Source organism: Telluria beijingensis, from assembly GCF_030770395.1.
GTDB lineage: Bacteria > Pseudomonadota > Gammaproteobacteria > Burkholderiales > Burkholderiaceae_D > Telluria > Telluria beijingensis.
The window spans coordinates 4786602-4808274 of the sequence record NZ_CP132480.1 but is presented as its reverse complement, the minus strand read 5'-3'; the positions used below and the strand labels follow the sequence as shown (position 1 = coordinate 4808274).

Here is a 21673-nt window from a genome sequence, read left to right as displayed (position 1 = left end):
TCGCTCGTCCGTTCGGCTCAGATCGTATCGACCGACGTATCGATCACGCCAACCAGTCCGACATTCTCATCCGACGCCGCAAAATTCCACAGCACGTCGCCCCGGTCGATGACGCCGCTGTCCAGGGTGCCGGTCCAGAACGCCATGCCGGAGGCATCGCCTTCGCGGTGCAGCGCCACCTGGTACAGCCTGGCGACGAACGCTTCGTTCGACAGGCTGCCATACATCGCCACCGCTTCCTGGGTGCCCATGAAGTAGTCCGCGATGTCGTGCAGCGCCATGCCGGCTTCGTGCATGGCGATCCAGTGGTTGATGCCGCCGGTATCGGCCTGGCGGTCGAAGGCGGCGCTGTACAGGCGCACCAGGTGGGCCACTTCGCTGGCGTTGAAGTCGATCTCCGGTCCGTTCGGTCCGAAACGCAGGACCTCGATGCCGGCGACCAGGTCGGTGCCATCGGCGCCGTCCACCAGGTGCTTCACTTCCAGCATGCCATCCTTGACGCGCAGCGTGTACTCGGCGCGTCCGGCCCCGGCCAGCAGCAGCGTGTCCCTGCCGCTGCCGCCGTCGATGAAGTCGTCGCCCTGGCCGCCGAACACGAGGTCGTCGCCGGCATCGCCGTAGATGCGGTCGTTGCCGGCGCCGCTGCCGACGGTGTCGTTGCCGGCGCCGCCGTGCAGCACGTCGTCGCCGTCCCCCAGCACCAGGTATTGCGCCTCGCCGTCGCCCCACACGGTCTGGGCGCCGGCCCCGCCGGTCACCCTGACCTCGCCGATCACCGCCGCGAATTCGACGTTCTGCAGTTCGAGCGTCGCCCCCTTGGGCAGGCCGCGGGCGTCGATCACAAGCGCCGTCAGCGGATTGCCGGCCGTCGGCGATGCGCCTGTGATGACCAGCGCGCCATCGGGGCCGGCCGCGCCCGCGGCCGCGGTCGGCACGATGGTCTGCACCAGCAGCGGCGTGCCGGCCGCCAGGTTCGACAGGAAGGACGAACCGCCGCCCGTCAGGCTGGCCTGGTCGCGCGAACCGTCGTCGGTATGTTCCTGGATCTCGCGGATCAGGTCGGCCAGCGAGTCGCCCGCGGCCCTGGGGGCGCCGCTGCCGGTCGCTTCCAGGCCCATGCCGGTCGGCACCTGCACGCTCAGGAGCGGGACGCCGCCCGCGTCCTTGACCAGCGGGATATCGGCCACGTCGTTGCCGCCGACCTGGTCGACGCGGCCAGGCTGCACCACTGGCACCGTGATCACCTGGCTGGTGCCGCCGCTGCTGTTGATAATGGTGCCGGTGGTGATGTGCACGCCGTCGACGGTGCTTGGCGTCGGCGCCGGATTGCCCACCGGCGGCGTGTTCGCCCTGGCCACGTTCACCGTCAGCGTCTGGGTGTCGGCGCCATGGGAATCGGTCGCCGTCACCTCCACCACGTAGCTGTTGTCGTGCGCGGCGCCCCCCGTGTCCTGCGGCTTGTCGTAGTCGGGCGCCTCGCGGAAGCGCAGTACGCCGGTGGCCTGGTCGATCTCGAACAAGGCGGCATCGGCGCCGCCCAGGGTATAGACGACCGCTGCCTCTGCGGTCGCGGTGACGGCCGTGACCACGCGCGCTCCTTCCCTGACCGTGGTCGTCGCCGTCACGGCGCCGCCGTTGCTGGTGATGAGAGGGGTCAGCATCGCCACGCCGCCCGGATCGCTGATGCTGCCGTTGACCGTGCCATCGGCATCGAGCACGCCGCCATCGACCAGGTCGAAGGTGATCCTGGTCTTGGTGCCGACGGTGGAGAAGGACTTGGCGATGTTGACCCACTTGCCGGTATTGTCCATCTTGAAGTAGCTGTTGACCTTCTCCGTCGCATCGACGTAGACCGAGACCTGGACGGTGCCGCCCGGGGCGACCTGGCCGATCGTGAACTCCAGCTGGCCCAGCGGCAGCTTGACGTTGCGCGGCAGGCCGCTGGTCGGGGCGGCCGATGCCGCCACCGCGCTCAGGACCAGCCCGTCGCCGACGGCGACGGTGGCGTACGGCGCGCCGGCGCCCGCGGTCTGCAGCGAGGTGACGTTGCGCTGCGTGTTGTCGGCCAGGCCGTCGCCGTTGCCGTCGCCCGTCGGACCGACGGCGCCGTCGACCCAGGCGCTCGGCACCGCGGTTTCCGCGTCGTTCAGGCCGCCGTCGTTGTCGAGGTCGTCGTCGTGGATGTCGGCGATGCCGTCGCGGTCCAGGTCGGCCAGCACCGTCACGGCCAGCGACTGGCTGTCGGCGCCGCCGAATCCGTCGCTGACGGTCACGGTGACGTCGTAGACGCCGTCGGCGCCGGCGTCCGTCGGCGTCGCCGCCAGCGGCGCGCTGAGGAAGCGCAGGGCGCCGGTGGCCGCGTCGATGCCGAACAGGGCGGCGTCGGCGCCGCCGGTGATGCTGTAAGCGAGCGGATCCTGGTCGGCGTCGGTGGCGGTGAAGGCGGTGACCGCCGTGCGCGCCTCGGCCACTTCGATGGCCCCGCTGCCGCCGCCGCCGTGGGCGCCGATGACCGGGGCGGTATTGGCGCCGACCGCCGCCGGATCGCTGCTGGTGCCGTCGGCCAGCAGGTTGCCCACCGCATCGAGAATGCCGCTGTCGTCCTTGAGCGTCAGGGCGAGCGTGCCGCGGCCGCCGATCTGGTCGACGTCGACCGTCCAGGTCGTGCCGGAACCGTTGATCCCGGCCAGGTTGCCGGTGGCGCTGCCGGTGGTGGCCACCAGGAAGTCGCCCGGTTCGACCCCGTCGACGGCCTCGCTGAACACCACCGTGTAGGAGCGCGTGCTGTCTCCGGCGCCCGGCGTGGTCACGGGCGTGATGCTGGTCACGGTCGGACGCGAGGCGTCCACGTTGGCGCTGCCGCCGTCGTGCGAGGCCGTGTTGCCGGCGTCGTCGGTAGCGCTCACGGTGACGCCGGCGCCGCTAACCGCCACGCCGTTCGCGATCACATGGCTGGCGCTCCAGCCGCCGGAGGTCGCGACACCGACCACCGGACCGCCGCCAAACTGGCTGAAATCGAACCCGACCGCCGCCAGGTCGCCGTGGCCCTCGCCGGTCCAGGTGGCGGTGACGGTGTCGCCCGCCAGGAAGACGCCGCCGACGCCGGTCGCGCCGGACAGCGAGATCGCCGCGCCGCTCACGTTCGGCGCCACGTTGTCGACCGTCGCGCCGGTGCTGTCGGCGCGCACCGTGACGTTGCCGGCCGTGTCTTCGGCCCGCACGCTGAAGTTAAGGTCGAGGGCATCGATGGCGCCGGCCGTGATCGTGTGGGTGACGCTCCAGTGCCCGCCCTGCTGGATAGCGCTGGCGTTCGCGCTGCCGCCGAACTGGCTCAGGTCGAAGGTCACGTTCGCCAGGTCGAGGTTGTTGTCGCCGCTGGCGCTATTGTTCCATGTGGCCACGAGCTGGTCGCCGATCCTGTAAGTGCCGCCGGTGCCGGTGCCGCCCGAGAGCCACAGGTTGGCATCGCGCACCACGGGCGCCGCGGTGTCGCCGGTCAGCGACAGCACATTGGACGCCAGGTTGTCCCGGTTGTCGGCGTCGGTGAACTTGCCGGCGGCGATGGAGACGCTGGCGGCCAGGCTGTTCTCGCCGGCGTTGGGCGTAAAGGTCGCGGTGTAGACCTTCGGGTCGGAGGTGGCGGCGAAGTCGTCCAGCGTGCCGCCGCTGATGCTGATGTCGTCCTCGGCGAAGCCATTCGGCACGTCGCTGAAGGTGAAGGTCAGCCCGGCGCGCTCGCCGGCCGCGAAGTCCGTGCGGTCGGCGCCGATGGTGACGGTCGGGTTGGCCGTGACCGTGATCACGGTGGTGGCCGGGTTCGACATCGGCATGCCGCCATCGCCATCGCTGACGACGACGCTCACATGGCGCTCGCCCGCGGTCGGGCCGGCGTCGAAGGTGAGCGCACGGATCAGCTTGGTGACCGACGCCGCGTTGGCGCCGGCGTTGAACAGCACGACGAGATCCTGGTCGTTGCCGTCTCCCGGGCCGATGGTGCCGACGGAGACGCCATCCACCGAGACGATGCTGCCGGTCGTCATGCCGGCCGACAGGCTGACCGCACCGCCGGTCGCCAAGGCAAGGACGTCGCCTCCCTGGCGGTCGCTCATCATGACCGACAGGGCGCCGCCGGCGAAGTCGGCGCTGTCGACGTCGGTCACGACCACGGCCGTGCCCAGGTCCAGCGGCACGGCGCCGGCCGAGGCGGCGATGCTCTGGTTGTCGGCGCTGCCCAGGTTGGCGATCACGGGCGCATCGTTGACGGCGGTGACCTGGATGCCCCAGGCGACGCCATTGGACACCGGCGAGCTGGCGTCGAGATCGGTGAGGTCGATGCGCTGGCCGGTCTCGACGGCGCCGTTCCAGCGGGAGAATGGCAGGTCGCCGCCGGTCGCGTCGATGGCGTGCACGGTCAGGCCGCCAGGTGCGCCATTGAAATCGGCCACTGGCACGAATCGGATGTGGGTGGTGGTCGCGCCGGCCGGCAGCAGCACCGCGGACGTGGCGGAGACCGTGCCGATGTCCTTCCAGAACTTCCCATCCGGGTCGTTCGAATATTGCCAGCGTCCCTGGGTGAGCGGATTGGCCGTGTTGCCGCTGATGGCCACGCCGGCCAGGGGATCGCCGTCGGGATCGGCGTAGCCGGAATCGTCCACCAGGTCGGCCACGTCCGTGCCCCGGTTCGGTGGCGGATTGGCGCTGTCGGAGACGTCTTCCACGTTCAGGCTCGCCACGTCCTCGAGGATCGCATCGAGCGTCGCGCCGCGCGACAGCTGCGGCTTGTGGTTGACGGTGTTGCCGCCGTCCGGGTCGACCACGCGCGCGACGATCCCGTAGTCGCCGGGACCGTCGCCCGCGGTGTCGAGCCAGGTGGCGACGAAGCCGCCGCCGCCGTGCGCGGCGACGGCGAGCTGGCCCTGGTAGTTGCTGCGGCCGGTTTCGTTGAGCAGGATGTCGTAGTCCTGGCGCGGCGTGCCGTCGGCGTCGAAGCTGCGGCCGAACACATCCCCATTGCCTTCCGGGTCGGTACTCGAGACCCAGGCGATGGCGAAGCCGCCGTCGTCCAGGCCGGTGACGACGGCCTGCACCTGGTTGCCAGCCACGTCGGCACTGACCACGAAGGCCGGACCATCCGGGTTGCCGCTCTCGTCGTAGATGCGTGCGAAGACGTTGTGGTTCCGGTCGCTGTCGGTCACGCCGCCTTCGGTGGTGCCGCTGGCCTCGTAGACCACCACGAAGCCGCCGCCCGCGAGTCCGGCCACCTTGGCGTACACCGAGTCCGCGACCTCCGCGGCCACCGTGATGGCGCTGCCGACAGGGCCGCTCGCGCCCATCACCTGCGCCATCACGGTGGCGCGGGCGCCGAAGCTGCCGTCCTTCGATTCCCAGGTCACCACATAGTTGCCGTCGTCGAGTGTGCCGATGCCGGCGTTCCACTGCCAGCCGTCGGAGCTGCCGTGCACGATCGCTTCGCTGCCGGGGACCGCCACGCCGTCGGCGTCGAACGCGCGCGACATGATGTCCCAGTTGTTATTGGCGCCCTGGGTGGCCCAGGCCACGGCGAACCCGCCGTCGGCCAGTTTCGTCATGACCGGATACCATTGATAGCCCGTCAGGTCGGACGGACCGTCGATGGCCGCGCCAACCGTCCCGCCGGCGTCGACCAGGCGAACCTTCACGTTGTCCTGGTTGTGAACATAGGCGACCGCGTAGCTGCCGTCGTCGAGCGCGGCGATGGCCGGCGTATGCGAGTCGGCTGCAATGAGGAACTCTTCGCCGACCCTGGCGCCGGCCGCATCGAACTTCTGCCCCCTCACGCTGAATGCCGAGGCCCAGGCGATCATGTAGCTGCCATCGGCCTGGACGGCCACTTGCGGCGTATCCTGCTGCCCGTCAGTGGTCGTGTTGACATGCACCTCGGGGCCCAGCCCGGTCGGGTTGGCGCGGCCGGTGAAGGTCAGCGTCTGTTCCACGCCCTGTCCGGGAATCGGCGTGCCGTCCGGGTAGCGGCTGAAGGCGTCGTAATAGCGCAGCGTGACGCTGGCGGTCTGGCCGGCGGCCAGTTCGCCGCTGCCCTTGACGAGCATATTGCCGTCGACTTCGAACAGGCCTGCCTGCGACTGGTCGACCAGTTCGTACAGGCCGCCCACGGTGGTGCCGGTGTCGAGCGCGCTCAGGGTGGCGACGTCGTCGCCGGCGGCGCTGTTGCTCCACAGGTTGAGCGTATTGGCCTCGATGCCGGTCGGCGCCAGGTCGGCGGCGACCTTGAAGCTGGAGCTGGTGAAGCCGCTGTTGGTCACGGGGTTGAAGAAGCGGATATGGATTTCCTGCGTGGTGTCGTCGTTCGGGCGCTCGTCGACGTAGCGAATCGTCGCGCCGTAGGGCGCGGGGGTGCCTCCGTTGTCGTGGTCGACACTCGGATTGACCCGGCCATCCTGGTAGAGCACCAGCAGCGTATGCCATTGGCCATCGCCGGTATCGTATTCGAAGCGGCCGCGCAAGCCTGCGTCGTAGGAAGCCGGGTAATGAACGCTGTTGATGATGAACGACAGTTCGCGCCCCTCGCCACTGCCGCTCCATGGCGAGTTGGCCACGCCGCCATCGTTGACCCACATCGTGCCGGACTGGCCCGGACGGGCCGCGGCGATGGTGAAGGGGCCGGTGACTGGCACGGAATCGCCGTAAGTGGCGTCGTTGAGCGTTTGATCGGTCATGGTGAGCGTATGAATGGGTCAGGAAGATCGCGCCCTGGGCGATAATGCGGCGGCGGGACACAACGTGGCGTAAGAATGTACCTGCAAGCAATTATTGCCGCATGGTAAATTGAAAGCAACACTGGGAAAGTAATTTGTGGTAATTCAGCAATATTTCTTCGAGGTTGTTGCCTATTGGCCAAGCTTAGCGTTGTACCCGCGCGACGCGCATCGTCCTGCAGCCAGTCCCTCGGACAACGTCAACGCACAGGCATCGCCAGCGCTTCATGCACCGCACTGGCCGCCACCCCGACCCTTTCCCCGCCACCCATCAGGTAGATGCGCTGGCCGACGACGGCGGCGCCATGCCCGTGCCGCGGCGTCGCCATGGCCGGCAGCGCCGACCAGCGGTCGAGCGCCGGATCGTAGACCCAGGACTCGCCGAATACCTTCGCTTGCGGCACGAACTGCTCGCCGCCGAACACATACAGCTTGCCGCCATGGGCCGCCGCCGCCAGGCCGCCCTGGGCCAGCGGCATCGGGGCCCGGGTTTCCCAGCGGTTGGTCGCCGGGTCATATACTTCCAGGGTCGCCACGTTGACCGGACGCGAGCGGCCATCGGCCTGCGCCACCATCTGGCGCCCGCCGACCACATAGATCTTGTCGCCGATGACCGCGCCGGCGGCGCTATTGCGCGCGCTGGGGGCGTCGGCGATGCGTTCCCAGCGTCCCGAACGGACGTCCAGGGCCTCGGCCCGGCTGGTGTCGGCGTGCTCGCCGATGTGCCTTGCGCCGGCGCTGGTCGGGATACGCCCGCCGATGAAATAGATCCTGTCGCCGCTCGTCGCGACCACGCCTTCGGCCCGCGCCTGCGGCAGGGAAGGGCCATTCGACCAGCGGCCGGACTTCGGGTCGTACACGAACACCGAGGCGTGCGCGCGCCAGTCGGGAATCGCGCCCGAGAAGCCGCCGATGCCGTAGATCCTGCCGCCCGCCGCGGCCAGGGCGATGTGGTGGCGGCCTTCGGGCAGCGGCGCCAGTCGCGTCCAGCGGTCGGTGGCCGCATCGTAGGATTCGAACAGGTCGGTAAAGCCCGGCGCCGCCGTCAGGATGCCGCCGGCCACGTAGATCTTGCCGTCCAGGACGGTAGGATAGATTTCCTGGCGCGCCAGCGAGGTGTCGGCCAGGCGCGACCAGGCCTGCGCCATGGCGGCGCCGGAAGTGCCAAGCAGGGTCATTGCCAGCAGCGCCGGCACGATGCGTTTCAAGATGGTACTCCTTCGTTCAGCGTGGGATGGCGAGCGCCTGTTCGATCACCCGCACTACCTGCGGCCAGCTTGGCGAGGTCGCCGCCACTTCGTCGTAATGGCTGGCGTTCGGCAGGATCACGACCTCGGCTGCGTCGCCGGCCGCTTTCGCGCGCGCGGCGTAGTCGCGGGCCACGCGCGGTGGCGAGATCGTATCGAGTTCGCCCGTCACCAGCCAGGTGCGGCTGCCATTGGGCATCAGGTCGGCGGCATTGGTATCGACCAGCACGTCTGGCCGCCCAGGGCTCGGCGTGCCGGCCAGTTGCGCGATGTCGCGGTCGCAGCTGGACTTGATCAGCGCCGCCTCGTGGCGCAGGTCGGCCAGGCCGCCCAGGCTGACGATGCGGTCGACCTTGAGGGGATTGGCCCGGTGCAGCGGGCTGCCGGCCGGGATGCGCGCGCGTCCCGCGATCCACTGCACCAGCTGGCCGCCAGCCGAATGGCCGACCGCGACGATGCGTTCCAGGTCGAGCTTGTGCGCGGCGGCGTTGGCGGCGAGCAGGTCGAGCGCCGCATGCATGTCGAGGTACATGCCGGGATAGCCACCGCCTTCCTCGTCCACGCGCCGGTATTCGACATTCCACACCGCGATGCCGCGCGCGGCCAGGGCGCCGGCCATGTTGCGGAACTGGGTGATGCCGCCGAACTTGCTGGTCCAGCAGCCGCCATGCACCAGCACCGCCACCGGGAATGGCCCGGCGCCTTGCGGCACGAACAGTTCGGCATATTGCGATGGGGCGGGGCCATAGGCCAGCTTGGCGGAGGGGGCGGGGCCGCTCAGGGCCAGGTAATCGTCGAGTTTCATCGGGGCGGCGGTGGCGTTCAGGAGTGCGCCGCACAGGAAGAAAGGAAGCAGGCTGGACAGGCGCATGGTGGGATATTGCCGGAGTGGATAAAACGTCACTATAGCCGTTTGTCCGGCAGACCAATCGAAAAACCGGCCTGCGCCATCCATGCTAGGCTGCGCACGAAAGAACAGACAACAGTGTTTAATGCCGCNGGATAAAACGTCACTATAGCCGTTTGTCCGGCAGACCAATCGAAAAACCGGCCTGCGCCATCCATGCTAGGCTGCGCACGAAAGAACAGACAACAGTGTTTAATGCCGCTAAGTTAGCGTAAAAGCCGTCGTTCCCGCGAAGGCGGGAACCTAATTCTGCGAGCGTTTCGACGACGTTAGCAGAACTTGGGTTCCCGCCTTCGCGGGAAGTCGTTACCTCCAGTGGAGGTAACGACGTGGTGGCTACTCTTAACTTAACGGCATTAGCAACAGTGTTGCCTTCCATGTCTTCGCGCGCCGCCGCGGTCGATGGCGCGCGCTCAACCTGAGAGGCCTCTATGATCACTACCCGGACCGAACTTCCGACCTACGAATCCTGGCATGCCGGCATCGGCCAGCGGATGCACTCCACCCCCGAACCGGACATTCCCGGCGGCGAACCGCCAACCCCACCGCCGCCGCCCGTGCCGGACGACGTCCCCGACCCGGTCAATGCCCCGGTCGAGGAACCACGCCTGCCCGAACCGCCGATCCGGGCGAGCTGAGCGGTCAAACGCCAGGCGTCCCCTGGCGGTTGGCCGGTGGTTCACCGCCACCGCCTTCATTGCCTTCCTTGCCGCCATGTTGCTTGCCGTCGTCGGACTGCTTGTTCGACGGCCGTGAAGGGATGCCGCGAATCATTTCATCGGTTTCATGCTGCCCCGGGGAACGTTCGCCGCTACCGATGTCCGCCTCCTCGTACATCGCGCGGCCCTTGTTCTTGGGATCGATATTGGGCGTCGGGTCGTTCATGCTGTGCTCCGCTAAAGTTGTCAATGTCGTACGATCCTAGCAAAGCCCCCGCCGTCCCGGCGCGCGGCAGGATGGCGGCCCGGGTGTTGCTTTTTCGTCGTCCATGACGCGCGGTGTGCTCGCTGTCACAAAGCGGCAATATGGCGGTTTCTATAATGAGCTTGTAACAATAAAAAGCAGGAGGAGATGATGGGTTCGACCTTGTACAACAAGATTTACCTGGGCCGCAGCCCCTTGCTGGCATCGCGCCGCGCACAGCTGGCGCTGCTGCTCGGGGTAATTGCCGGGGCCGGCATCGGCTGGTACGCGCTGCGTTCGCTGCGCTGACGGTTGCCGCGACGGGCCGGGGCGCGTACCATGCGCGCTTTGCTTAATTGAATGCGGTAATGAAAAACGAGAAGCTGACGACGGACGAATACGACGCGCTGGAACTGGTGCGCCGTGGTGGCAAGGCCAACCTGGCGACGGCCTGCGTGGGACGCAATACCAAGCGCCTGTGCGGCATCAAGCTGATGTCCCTGGGCCGCGACAAGCGGCTGACCCTCACCGACAAGGGAGAAGAAGTGCTGTTCCTGCGTCGCTGCGTCACCGGCCTGCGCGCGCTGGCAGCCGACCCGATGGCGGCGCTCGACGAGGACGTGCTGCGCTTCCTGGGCCGCAAGTCGCACATCGTGCCGCTGGAAGCGGGCGGCCATGCGCTGAGCGAACGGGGCCGCGAATCGCTGGCAGATATCGACCAGCAGGAACAAAGCCGCTGAAGCAGATGCGCTGAAGGGGCGCCGCCAATATAGCCGGCAGCGCAGCCGGCAACGCAGTTGGCGCCTAGCTGGCGCGCCGGCGCTTCGGATACACCAGCGCCCGCACCGCCACCTCGGCCGGCACGTTCATCGTGGCCAGGAACTCGGCCGCGCGCTGCAGGCCGAGCGTCGGGATCGAGGCCACCGCCTGGTTGACCAGGTCGCGCGTACGGCTGTCGGTACGCTGCCGGCGGGTCGCCTGGGTAGTGGACTGCGCCGCCACCTCAGGCATGTCATTCATCATCATGGTCTCTGTACTCCGTTAGTGCAATATTTGCACGGTTATTGTACGACCAGAGATGCCGAATAGCTATGGAAATGTTTCCAAGAAATTAAAATTGCATGCACCCCGGATAAGGGCGTTGCGCGGCCGCGTCAGACCGGCACTGCTTCGCCCGGCGCCGGCGCCGGCAGTGCGCGCCGCTGGCGCAGCAACTGCTCGAACTCGTGGGCCGGCAGCGGCTTGCTGAAGTAATAGCCCTGCATTTCGTCGCAGCCGCGGCTGCGCAGGTAGTCGAGCTGTTCCAGGGTTTCCACGCCCTCGGCGATCACCGCCAGCTTGAGGTTGTGGGCCAGCGCGATGATCGAGGTGACGATCGCGGCATCGTTGGCGTCGTGCGTGATGTCGGCCACGAACGAGCGGTCGATCTTGAGCACGTCGATCGGGAAGCGCGACAGGTAGGAGAAGCTCGAGTAGCCGGTGCCGAAGTCGTCGATCGAGAGGTTCACGCCGAGCGCCTTCATCCGGTGCAGCAATTCCACCGCCGGCGTCACGTCGCTCATGAACAGGCTCTCGGTCAGCTCGATCTCGAGGCAGGCCGGATCCAGGCCGGTGTCGTGCAGCGCCGATTCCAGGCTGTGCAGCAGGTCGGGGGCGCCGAACTGGCGCGCCGACAGGTTCACCGCCACCCGCAGGCGTGGCAGGCCGGCATCCTGCCAGGCCTTGTTCTGGGCGCAGGCGGTGCGCATCACCCAGGCGCCGATCTGGACGATCAGGCCGGTTTCCTCGGCCACGCCGACGAAGCGGCCCGGCGGCACCATGCCCAGTTCCGGATGGTCCCAACGGATCAGCGCTTCCATGCCCACGATCTGGCCGCTCTTGAGGTCGACCTGCGGCTGGTAGTGCAGCACGAACTCGTCGCGTTCCAGCGCATTCCTCAGCGCGCTTTCGATGCGCACCCGTTCCATCGACTCTTCGTTCATGGCCGGGGTATAGAACACGAAGTTGTTGCGGCCCAGCTTCTTGGCGCGGTACATGGCGATGTCGGCGTGCTCGATCAGGTGGTCGCTGGACGTGCCTTCGCTCGGATACACCGCTACCCCGATCGAGCAGGTGACGAAGAATTCCTTATTGCCCAGCATGACTGGCTGGGCCACCGCATCCATCACGCGCTGCACGATGGCCGGGTTGAGCGGCTCGTCGGCATGCTCGCCCAGGATCGCCACGAATTCGTCGCCCGACAGCCGCGCCACCGTATCGGCATCGCGCAGCGACGAGCGCAGGCGCGCCGCCACCGTCACCAGCAGCACGTCGCCGGCCTTGTGGCCCATGCTGTCGTTGACGAACTTGAAGCGGTCGAGGTCGATCAGCATCACCCATACCGCGCGCCCGCTGCGGTTGGCATAGGCGATCGCCTGGCCCAGGCGATCCTGCAGCAGCGAGCGGTTGGGCAGGCCGGTCAGCACGTCGTGCTGGGCGATGTGGTGCACGCGCTGTTCGGTCAGCTTGCGCACGGTGATGTCGCTGCCGGTGCCGCGGTAGCCCTGCAGCACGCCGGCCTCGTCGAAGATCGGTTGGCCGTTCACGCAGAACCAGCGCGTGTCGCCGCGGTCGTCGATCACCTGGTATTCGAGGTTGGCGAAGGCTTCGTGGGCCTGCATCTTGGCCAGATGCTCGCGGCCGGAGTCGCTGTCGAGCAGGCCCGGCACGTATTCCCAGCGCGTCTTGCCGAGCAGGCCCTGCACCGCGACCCCGGATTTCTCGGTGAAGCCGCCGGTGATCATCGTGAAGCGGAACGCGGCATCCTGTTCCCAGTACCAGTCGGACGACATCGCGACCAGCTGGCGGAAGCGTTGCTCGCTCTGCAGCAGCGCTTTCTCGGCGCGCTCGCGCGCGGCCATGTCCTCGACCAGGCGGCGGTTGCTGCGGCGCAGGTCCGAGGTGCGCTGGCGCACCAGTTGCTGGACCTTGCGCGCGCGCACCCCCGCCGACTGCACGATGGCGGTGCCGAGCAGGGTCACCAGGATGCCGCCCACCAGCAGCGCCAGCGACGCCATGTGGTCGGCCAGGAAAGGGCGCGGCGCGGCGGCGACGTCGATCCGCCATGGGCGGCCGCCGGCCTGCAAGACGATGCTGCGGGCGCCGTGATCCGGGCGCAGCCAGCCGACCAGGCCGGTGCGCGCCTGGCGCGCGGTCGGCCCGGTCGACAGCAGCAGGGTCGCCGGATCGGCCTGTTCGCCGGCATACACCGACACAAAGATATCGTCGCGATCGAGCAGTCCGGCCCCGAGCAGCGACTGGCGAACCAGTTCCTCGCCGCGGATCACGACCGCGGTATTGCCCCGCAATCCGCCCTCGCGGTCGAATACCGGCATGATGAGGTCGAACGCCGTCTTTTCGAGCGGCGCCTGGGCCAGGGTCAGCAGCGCGCTGGCGGCCGGCTGGCCATTGCTGCGCGCCATGTCGAGCGCGGCCATGATGGCAGGATTCTGGCCCACGTTCAGGCCGAAAGCGGCTTCGTTGCCGGCCATCGGCTCGACATATTCGATGACGTGGTAGCGGCTGCGCGGCGGCGCCGGCATGCTGCCCTGCGGCGTGCGCTCGGTGAGGATGGTGCCGGGCCTGATTCGCTGCAGTTCGGCCACGAATACCGCGCGGTCCTGCGCCCGTACCGCGCGCTGGAAATTGAAGGCCTGGATGAAGCGATGCCGTTCGAGCAGGCGCGAGGTGAAGTCGGCAAAGCGTTCCCGGCTGACCGTCTCGCCGTTCGAGAACAGCTGGGTGGTCACCGCCAGCACTTCGATCGCCCGATCCATGCCCTGGCTGACCGCCGCCACGCGCTGGTCGGCGCGCTGGGCGAAGGCCAGGCCCAGGTTGTCGTATTCGAGATGGCTGACACCCAGGAACAGGCCGCAGGAGGCCGCCAGGCCGCCTCCCAGCGTGAGGGCCGCCGCGAGAGTCAGCGAACGGAGCGGTCGGCGCGGCATTGGTTCATGTTCCAGGAAAGGCTCGGACGGTGTCAGGACGATGGAGAAAAGGTGCTTGCTGGCAGGCATTAATCCGCGCAAGTGTGTCATAAAGCCGGTGGACCCGCAAACGAATCGTAGCGAACGCAACATTTCTTCCACACGCGGCAGGAGTTCAGGGGTGGCGCCGCGCCAGCCAGGCCACCAGCAGGCGCGCCAGCAGGCGGTTACTCCATCCCAGGCCGCGGCCTTCCTTGCGCGCCAGCCGCGCCAGGCAGCGCTCCCCCCGGGTAGGCGCGCCCGGGTGGGGACGCGCGGCGAACAGGATCCGGTTGTTGCCGGCGATACCAGTAAACCAGGCCAGGCGTCCGTCGAAGGCGGCGCGCAGGCGCTGCAGCGCGCTCGGGTACTGGGGATCGTAGGTGAAGATATTCGCCACCAGCACGCCGCCGGGATGCAGGGCGCGGCGGCAGGCGGCATAGAAGGCGCCGCTGGTCAGGGTGGACGGCAGGCCTCGGCTGTCGAAGCCGTCGACCAGCAGCACGTCGCAGCCGCCCGGTGCGCGCGCCAGGTAGTCGGCGGCGTCGCAGTGCAGGATGCGCAACCGGGCATCGTCCGGCGGCAGGCAGAAGGTATCGCGCAGCGCGATCACGTCGGCGCGGATCTCGAGCACCGTGATGCGCGTGCGCGGAAAATGGCGGTGGCAGAACTTGGCCAGCGAGCCGCCGCCCAGGCCCACCATCACGATGTGGCGCGGGTCGGGCACGAACAGCGCGAAGCACATCATGGCGCGCGTGTAGTCCAGCACCAGCGCGTCGGGACGCGCGAGCAGCATCTCGCTCTGGACGTCGCCGGGGGTGAATTCGAGGGTGCGGCGCCCGCCCGCGGTGCGCACCAGGGGCGGACGATCGTCGAGGCGGGGCTGGTCGAGGGGCGCTGGCATGCGCCGAGTATATGCCAGCGCCAGCGCCGCCGGCGTATCAGGCGGCGTTGCCCATCAGCGGCACGATGCCGAACACGACCGCCACCACCAGCATCACCAGCGAGGCCGAGATCGACCACATCAGGGTGTAGCGCTGGTGGTCGCCGAATTCGATCTTGCACATGCCGACCAGCAGGTATGTGGAAGCCACCAGGGGGCTGAGCAGGTGAACCGGCTGGCCGATCACCGAGGCGCGGCCGATCTCGGCCGCCGTGATGCCATACACCTCGGCCGCCTTGGCCAGCACCGGCACCACGCCGAAATAGAAGGCGTCGTTCGAGATGAAGAAGGTGAACGGGATGCTCAGCAGGCCGGTGACGATGGCGAGATAGGGGCCCATCCAGTCCGGCACCGCGGCGATCACGCTCAGGGCGATGGCGTCGACCATCTTGGTGCCCTGCAGGATGCCGACAAAGATGCCGGCCGCGAAGATCAGCGACACCACCGGCAGCACATTGGCCGCATGCGATTCGATGCGCGCCTTCTGCGCCTCCAGGCCCGGGTAGTTCACCGTGATGGCGATCGCGAAGAAGATCATGAACAGCACCGGTAGCGGCAGGGCGCCCAGCACCAGCAGCACCAGCAGGGCCACGGTGAGCAGGAAGTTCACCCAGATCAGCTTGGGACGCGCGGTCTCGGGCGAGGAAACGCCGACCGGCGAAGTGTCGCCGCCACCGGCGCCGCCCGAACCGCCCATGGGCGCGGCAGGGCCGGCCTGGGCCTCGACGCGGCCGGCGAAGGCGTGCACCTTGCCTTCGCGCGCAGCGGCGGGCGCGGCGCTCCACTGGCCGGTGGTGCCGTTCATCTCGCCGGCCACGGCGAGGTCGTTGAAGGCCGGCTGCAGCACGGTCGCCGGCATCGCCTTTTTGACCTTCGCCTGCGCCGGCAGGCTCACGGTGCCGAGGCGCTTGCGCTCCTTCATGCCCAGCATATAGGCCACGAACAACACCCAGACGGCGGTGACCGCCATCGGCAGGATCATCGGCACGAAGATGTCGCTCACGTCCACGCCCAGCGCGGTGGCGGCGCGGGCGGTCGGGCCGCCCCAGGGCAGGATGTTGAATACGCCGCCAGCCAGCATGATGACGCAGGCCATCGTCAGGCGGCTCATCCCGAGGCGCAGGTACAGCGGCAGCATGGCCGAGACGGTGATCATGTAGGTGGTGGCGCCGTCGCCGTCGAGCGAGATGAACATCGCCAGCGCGGCGGTGCCGACCACGATCTTCATCGGGTCGCCCTGCACCAGCTTCAGGATGATGCGCACCACCGGGTCGAACAGGCCGGCGTCGATCATCACGCCGAAATACAGGATGGCGAACATCAGCATGACGCCGGTGGGGGCGAGGGCGCGGATCCCGTCGAGCATCATCGGGCCCAGCGCGGGGCCGAAGCCGCCGATCAGGCCGAAGGCGATCGGCACGACGATCAGCGCGACCAGCGCCGGCAGGCGCTTGGTCATGATCAGGAACATGAACACGACGATCATCGAATAGGCGAGGATGGTCAGCATGTCATGCTCCGCGAACGGTAGGGGATTGCGGCGCCAGGACGGCGCGCGCGAAGGCCGGCTTCTTCATGATGTCTCCGATCGTTGTCGTAATGGGGCAGTGCCCCGTTTTCGCCAACTATAGGCCGCGCAAGCTTTCAATCAGCTTTCAGCGCGCGAACCGTCGAAGATCACCTCGACTTTCAGGCCGCCGGCATCCGCCCGCCCCAGCGCAAGCGATGCGCCGTGCAGGTTGGCGATGTCGCGCACGATCGCCAGTCCCAGGCCGGTGCCGCCGGGATTGGCTTCCAGCGTCGACTGGGCGCGGTAGAACGGCATCAGGACCTTGCCGGCCTCTTCCTCCGCGATGCCAGGGCCGCTGTCGCTCACCTCCAGCGCGACCCGGCCGCCGTGCCGTCCCACCCGCAGCAACACGCTGCCACCAGCCGGCGTGTAGCGGATCGCATTGTCGACCAGGTTGGCCACCAGTTCGTGCAGCAGCAATTCCTGGCCCGGGACCATTGTGTCGGCATCGGTGTCGGCCTCGAGCGCCAGGTCGATACCCTTCTGGACCGCCGGCAGCGCCATTTCCAGCCCCACCTGGCGCGCCACCGCGGACAGGGCGACTGGACGCGCCGGCTCGCCGCCGCCGCCATGCTCGATGCGCGCCAGCACCAGCAGGCGGTTGGCCAGGTGGATGGCCGCATCGGTGGTGGCGGCCATCGAGCCGACGATGGCGCGCAGCGCCGCCGGGTCGTGTTCGCGTAGCGCCAGCGCGGACTGGGTCTTGAGCACCGCCAGCGGGGTGCGCAACTGGTGCGAGGCGTCGGCGATGAAGCGGCGCTGGCTGGCGACCAGGTCCTGCATGCGCGCCATGGTGCCGTTCATCGCCGCCACCAGCGGCCGCACCTCCTTGTGCACCAGCGCCTGGTCGATGCTCGACAGGTCGGACAGCGGCCGGGTCTCGACCTCGTTCTTGAGCCGCATCAGGGGGCGCAGCACCAGGCGCACCGCGAACCATACCAGCGCCGCCACCGCCAGCACCAGCAGGGCCTGGCGCCACAGGGTGTCGAGCAGGATGTCGCGCGACAGGGCGTTGCGCGCGTCGAGCGTCTCGCCGACCTGGATCAGGGCGATGCCGCGCATCGAATCGTCGTACACCGGCTGCAGCAGGGCCGCGATGCGCACCCGCTCGCCGTTGTAGCTGGCATGGTAGAAGCGCACCAGGGCCGGATACAGGTCGCTGCGCGGCACCTCAAGCGGCACCGGCGGCAGGTCGTCATAGCCGCTGACGGTTTCGCCCTCCAGGCCGGTCACCTTGTAGTAGATGCGGCCCAGGGTGTCGGTCTCGAAGCTGTCCAGCGCAACATAAGGGACATTCGCCACCACCTTGCCGTCGCGGACGGTGACCCGTTCGGCCAGCGCGCGCGTGGACGACAGCAGCGAGCGGTCGTAGGCCAGGTCGGCCGCGTCCAGCGCGTCGCGGTACAGCGACACGGCATTGAGCGCGACCAGCGCCACCAGCGGCAGGATCAGCCAGCGCAGCAGCTGCTGGCGCAGGCTGCCCAGCGGCCGGGCCGCGAGGCGGCGGAGCAGGGGCGGTGGCGCGGCCATGGCCTCAGGCCGGCTTTTCTTGCATCAGGTAGCCGATGCCGCGCAGGGTGACGATGGCGGCGTCGCCGCCGGGGCGGTCGAGCTTCTTGCGGATGCGGTGGATGTACAGCTCGATGGCGTCGAGGTTGACGTCGTCGTCGAGCGCGAACACTTCCTGGAACAGCTTGTCCTTCGACAGCGCGCGGCCCGGGCGGGCGATCAGCGCCTCGAGCACCGCGTGCTCGCGCGGCGTCAGCGCCAGCGGCTCGCCGCAGTACGAGAACATGCGCGAGACGGTATCAAAAGCAAGCTGGCCGCAGCGGTGCACCAGCGCCTCGTTGCCGCTGCGGCGGCGCAGCAGCGCTTTCACGCGCGCCTCGAGTTCGGCCAGCTCGAACGGTTTCGGCAGGTAGTCGTCGGCGCCCAGGTTGAGGCCCTGCACCTTGTCTTCCAGGCCGCCGCGCGCAGTCAGGATCAGCACCGGCGTGCCGCCGCGGGCGCCGCCGCGCGCGCGCAGGCGGCGCAGCACGTCCAGGCCGTCCATGCGGGGCAGGGTCAGGTCCAGGATCACCAGCGCATAGTCCTGGGTATGCAGCAGGGCGTCGGCATCGGCGCCGGTGGCGGCGCATTCGACGGTGAGGTTGGCGTCGTGCAGGGCTTTGGATACCCAATGCGACAGCTCGACGTGGTCTTCGACTAGCAGGATTCTCATCGCGCCAGTGTAAGCGCAAAGGCGGGACCGCGGAAAGGGCCGTGCTCCATTGAAAGCGAACTGAAAGGTGAGCGCGCATATAGTCGGCTCACAAAAGTAAAACATCACAAGATTCGGAGACAGCATGAAGCATTCGGCCCTCGCGCTCGCCGTCCTGGCAGCGCTTTCCCTCGACCATTCCGCCCACGCCCAAAGCAACGTGCAGGTCTATGGCCTGATCGACGCCGGCGTCGAGTACGTCAATCACGCCCAGGAAGACGGCGGCAATATGGTGCGCGTCGTCTCGGGCGGCAAGAACACCTCGCGCTGGGGTTTCCGCGGCAGCGAAGACCTGGGCGGCGGCCTGAAGGCGATCTGGCAGCTCGAAGGCGGCATCCTGATGGATACCGGCGCCAGCGACGGCGCCATCTTCAAGCGCCAGGCCTGGGTCGGCCTGGACGGTTCGCTCGGGCGCCTGGTGATCGGGCGCTCGTTCACCACCACCTATGAACTGGTGATCAAGTTCGACCCGCTCGGCTTCGCCCCCAATTATTCCTGGGCCACCGGCGCCAGCGCCACCGGACCGTCGAAGTACGGCATGACGACCCAGTTCGACAACCTGGTCAAGTACACGGGCAAAAGCGGAGGGTTTACCTATGGCGCCACGGTCGGCCTGGGCGAACGCTCGGGCAGCCTGGCCGAAGGGCGCAAGCTGGCGGTCGGCGGCTCGTGGTTCGGCGCCGACGGCCTGGGCCTGATGGCGTCTTACGAGCAAATCAATGGCAATGCGGTCGCGGGCCTCCCTGCGCACGACGAGACCAGGGCTTACCACCTTGGCGCCGATTACCGCACCGGCAAGTGGCGCTACACGGCCGGCATGCGCGGCTACCGGTTCGATGCAGCCCGCGCGGGCGCCGACCTGCGCGCCGATACGGTATGGGGCGGGATCACGCGCACGATCGACAACGTCACGCTGACCGGCGCCGTGTATCACGTCAACACCAGGGACCTGCCGGCCTTCGAGGATGCCGATCCGACGCTGTTCGTGGTGCGTGGCATGCTGGCGCTGTCGAAGCGCACCGACCTGTATTTGTCGCTGGCGCACGCGAAAGCCGATCACGGCCAGCTGGTCGGCCTGTCGCGCGACGATCAGGGATATGGAACGCGCCAGAGCGGCATCACGGCCGGCATGCAGCACCGCTTCTGAGCGCGCTATGATGGCGGCATGAACTTCATGCGCATCTTTTTCCTGTCGGTTGGCCTGGTCCTGGCCTGCCAGCCGGCCGCTGCCCAGCCGCGCGCCGCCGAATGCCTGATCCCCTCGAAGCCCGGCGGCGGCATGGACCTGACCTGCAAGCTGGCCCAGAAAGCCCTGCACGGCCAGCCCGGCGCCCCTGAGCTGGCGCTGAGCTACCTGCCGGGCGGCGTGGGCGCCGTGGCCTGGCACACGATCGTCTCGCAGCGCCGCGCCGAACCCAATACCCTGGTTACCTTCTCCGGCGGCTCGGTGCTGAATCTCGCGCTGGGCAAGTTCGGCGACGCCGAGGTCAAGGATGTGCGCTGGGTGGCGGCCTTCGGCGCCGACTACGGCATGGTCGCGGTGCGCGCCGATTCCCCCTGGCGCACGCTGGACGACCTGTTGAATGCCCTGAAGCGCGATCCGAAGAAGGTCCTGATCGGCATGTCGGGCACCGTCGGCAGCCAGGACTGGATCAAGATGGCCTTGCTGGCGCGGATGGCCGGCATCGACCCGCGCAAGATGCGTTTCGTTGCGCTCGAGGGCGGCGGCGAACAATTCATCGCGATGCAGGAAAACCACGTGCAGGCGGTGTCGGGCGACACCTCCGAAGCGCTGCTGCACACCCGCGGCGGCCAGGTGCGGGTGCTGGCGGTGCTGTCCGAACGGCGCCTGCCGGGCGCGCTGGCCGATGTGAAGACCGCGCGCGAGCAGGGCTACGATGTCGTGTGGCCGGTAATCCGCGGCGTGTGGATGGGGCCGGACGTGCGCGAGGCCGACTACCGGCGCTGGGTGCAGGCCTTCGCCAATATGGAGGCCAACCCGAAATTCGCCGAGAAGCGGGCGCGCGCCGGGCTGTATCCGTTCTCGCTGACCGGTGATGCGCTGACCCGCTATATCGAACAGTCGGTGGCCGGCCATCACCGACAGGCCCGTCAGTTCAAGCTGTTGCGGGAGCGCTAGGGCAGTCCAGCTCACCTTTTTCACGCAAGCAGACCAGCTCATCGACCAGCCAGCGCACCTTGGGCAGCACGTGGCGGGTTCTGGGCCAGAGCAGGTTGACTTCCATGTAAGCGGAGACGTCGCCCAGCACCGCGACCAGCGATCCGTCGGCCAGATTCGCCTCGAGCAGCGAGCGCGGCAACTGGCACAGGCCGCAACCAGCCAGGGCGGCGCCGAGGATGGCCTCACCATCGTCGAACTGGTGCGTCGGTGGCGGCGCGCAGCGCGTCACCTTGCCGCCTGCGTCGTAGAACGACCAGCCGAGCGGCTGGCCGCGCCGGTAGCCGACGATGCACTGGTGCCGCATCAGGTCCGGTACTGTGGCGGGCGTGCCGGACGCCGCCAGGTAGCCGGGCGCGGCGCAGGTGACCAGTTGCTGCCGCCCCAGGCTGCGCGCGACCAGTGCGCTTGCATCCGGCAATGGTCCGAACCGGATCAGCAAGTCGACCCCTTCCTTTACCGGGTCGATCAGGTCGTCGCTGAAGGTCACGGTCAGCTGCACCTGGGGATAGCGCTGGGACATCCGCAGCAGCACCGGCAGTACGACCCTGCGGCCGTAGAACATCGGAAGATCGATGCGCAGGCGACCGCCCGGCACGCCGGAACGCGCCGCCAGAGTGTCCTCCATGGCCTGGATCTCGCCCAGCGCCGCCGCACAGGTCGCGTAATACGCTTCGCCGTCGACGGTCAGCGCGAGCCGGCGCGTGGTGCGGTGGAACAGTTTGATCCGCAGGCGCTCCTCGAGCCGCGCGATGCTTTTTCCGACCGCGGACTTGCTGACGTCCAGCTCGGCGGCGGCCGCGGTGAAGCTGCCGGCCCTGGCCGCTGCGATGAAGGTTCTGATGCCGCCCAGCGGGTCGATCACAGCCATGACAATATCTTTCTTCCTGCGTTAATTGTAGCTCTCG

The 21673-nt window shown here is 68.2% G+C and carries 16 protein-coding genes; 5 read left to right on the top strand and 11 right to left on the bottom strand.

Annotation, left to right across the window (positions count from 1 at the left end; all coding sequences use genetic code 11):
• Nucleotides 1-17: 17 nt before the first annotated feature.
• The 3 genes from Q9246_RS21150 to Q9246_RS21140 form a co-directional block, all read right to left on the bottom strand.
• Entirely contained in the window at nt 18-6713 is a 6696-nt protein-coding gene (locus Q9246_RS21150) for a choice-of-anchor U domain-containing protein (RefSeq protein WP_306392803.1), read from the bottom strand.
• A gap of 239 nt (nt 6714-6952) precedes the next feature.
• Nucleotides 6953-7960 (bottom strand): Kelch repeat-containing protein, encoded by a 1008-nt coding sequence (locus Q9246_RS21145; RefSeq protein WP_306392801.1) that lies wholly within the window; start codon nt 7958-7960, stop codon nt 6953-6955.
• A 16-nt stretch (nt 7961-7976) separates the two neighbouring features.
• Complete coding sequence (locus Q9246_RS21140; protein ID WP_306392800.1) at nt 7977-8870, bottom strand: alpha/beta hydrolase; 894 nt, start codon at nt 8868-8870, stop codon at nt 7977-7979.
• Between the two features lie 467 nt (nt 8871-9337).
• Between Q9246_RS21140 and Q9246_RS21135 the strand changes: the two genes are divergently transcribed.
• Nucleotides 9338-9544 carry a hypothetical protein gene (locus Q9246_RS21135; RefSeq protein ID WP_306392798.1) on the top strand — a complete coding sequence of 69 codons (207 nt, stop codon included), beginning with the start codon at nt 9338-9340 and terminating at the stop codon, nt 9542-9544.
• Between the two features lie 4 nt (nt 9545-9548).
• On the opposite strand, the gene Q9246_RS21130 is transcribed toward Q9246_RS21135, so the two are convergent.
• Nucleotides 9549-9791, bottom strand: coding sequence for a hypothetical protein (locus Q9246_RS21130; protein WP_306392797.1), 243 nt, complete (start codon nt 9789-9791; stop codon nt 9549-9551).
• A gap of 186 nt (nt 9792-9977) precedes the next feature.
• On the opposite strand from Q9246_RS21130, the gene Q9246_RS21125 reads away from it, so the two are divergent.
• Both Q9246_RS21125 and Q9246_RS21120 read left to right on the top strand, forming a co-directional pair.
• Nucleotides 9978-10118: a hypothetical protein gene (locus tag Q9246_RS21125; protein WP_306392795.1), complete on the top strand. Its 141-nt coding sequence runs from the start codon at nt 9978-9980 to the stop codon at nt 10116-10118.
• Nucleotides 10119-10177: 59 nt separating this feature from the next.
• The gene (locus Q9246_RS21120; RefSeq protein WP_306392794.1) at nt 10178-10549 is read left to right on the top strand and encodes a hypothetical protein; all 372 of its coding nucleotides are present in this window, start codon (nt 10178-10180) and stop codon (nt 10547-10549) included.
• A 64-nt stretch (nt 10550-10613) separates the two neighbouring features.
• Here the strand turns inward: Q9246_RS21120 and Q9246_RS21115 are convergent, their stop codons facing one another.
• From Q9246_RS21115 to Q9246_RS21090, 6 genes are all read right to left on the bottom strand, one after another.
• Complete coding sequence (locus Q9246_RS21115) at nt 10614-10835, bottom strand: hypothetical protein (protein ID WP_306392793.1); 222 nt, start codon at nt 10833-10835, stop codon at nt 10614-10616.
• A 128-nt stretch (nt 10836-10963) separates the two neighbouring features.
• Entirely contained in the window at nt 10964-13795 is a 2832-nt protein-coding gene (locus Q9246_RS21110) for a bifunctional diguanylate cyclase/phosphodiesterase (protein ID WP_306392792.1), read from the bottom strand.
• A gap of 154 nt (nt 13796-13949) precedes the next feature.
• On the bottom strand, nt 13950-14717 hold the full coding sequence (locus Q9246_RS21105; protein ID WP_306392791.1) for a spermine/spermidine synthase domain-containing protein: 768 nt from the start codon (nt 14715-14717) through the stop codon (nt 13950-13952).
• Nucleotides 14718-14754: 37 nt separating this feature from the next.
• Nucleotides 14755-16266, bottom strand: coding sequence for a CitMHS family transporter (locus Q9246_RS21100; RefSeq protein WP_306392790.1), 1512 nt, complete (start codon nt 16264-16266; stop codon nt 14755-14757).
• A gap of 138 nt (nt 16267-16404) precedes the next feature.
• Entirely contained in the window at nt 16405-17856 is a 1452-nt protein-coding gene (locus tag Q9246_RS21095; RefSeq protein ID WP_306392788.1) for a sensor histidine kinase, read from the bottom strand.
• A gap of 4 nt (nt 17857-17860) precedes the next feature.
• Nucleotides 17861-18547, bottom strand: coding sequence for a response regulator (locus Q9246_RS21090; RefSeq protein WP_306392787.1), 687 nt, complete (start codon nt 18545-18547; stop codon nt 17861-17863).
• Nucleotides 18548-18671: 124 nt separating this feature from the next.
• Here Q9246_RS21090 and Q9246_RS21085 point away from each other — a divergent pair, with 124 nt between their 5' ends.
• Together Q9246_RS21085 and Q9246_RS21080 are read left to right on the top strand one after the other, a co-directional pair.
• Nucleotides 18672-19733, top strand: a complete 1062-nt coding sequence (locus Q9246_RS21085; RefSeq protein ID WP_306392786.1) for a porin — start codon at nt 18672-18674, stop codon at nt 19731-19733.
• An 18-nt stretch (nt 19734-19751) separates the two neighbouring features.
• A complete protein-coding gene (locus Q9246_RS21080) occupies nt 19752-20726 on the top strand; it encodes a tripartite tricarboxylate transporter substrate binding protein (RefSeq protein WP_306392784.1) in 975 nt (324 codons plus the stop codon).
• On the opposite strand, the gene Q9246_RS21075 is transcribed toward Q9246_RS21080, so the two are convergent.
• Nucleotides 20704-21636: a LysR family transcriptional regulator gene (locus tag Q9246_RS21075; RefSeq protein ID WP_306392782.1), complete on the bottom strand. Its 933-nt coding sequence runs from the start codon at nt 21634-21636 to the stop codon at nt 20704-20706. The two genes, Q9246_RS21080 and Q9246_RS21075, sit on opposite strands and share 23 nt — an antisense overlap.
• Nucleotides 21637-21673 lie beyond the last annotated feature (37 nt).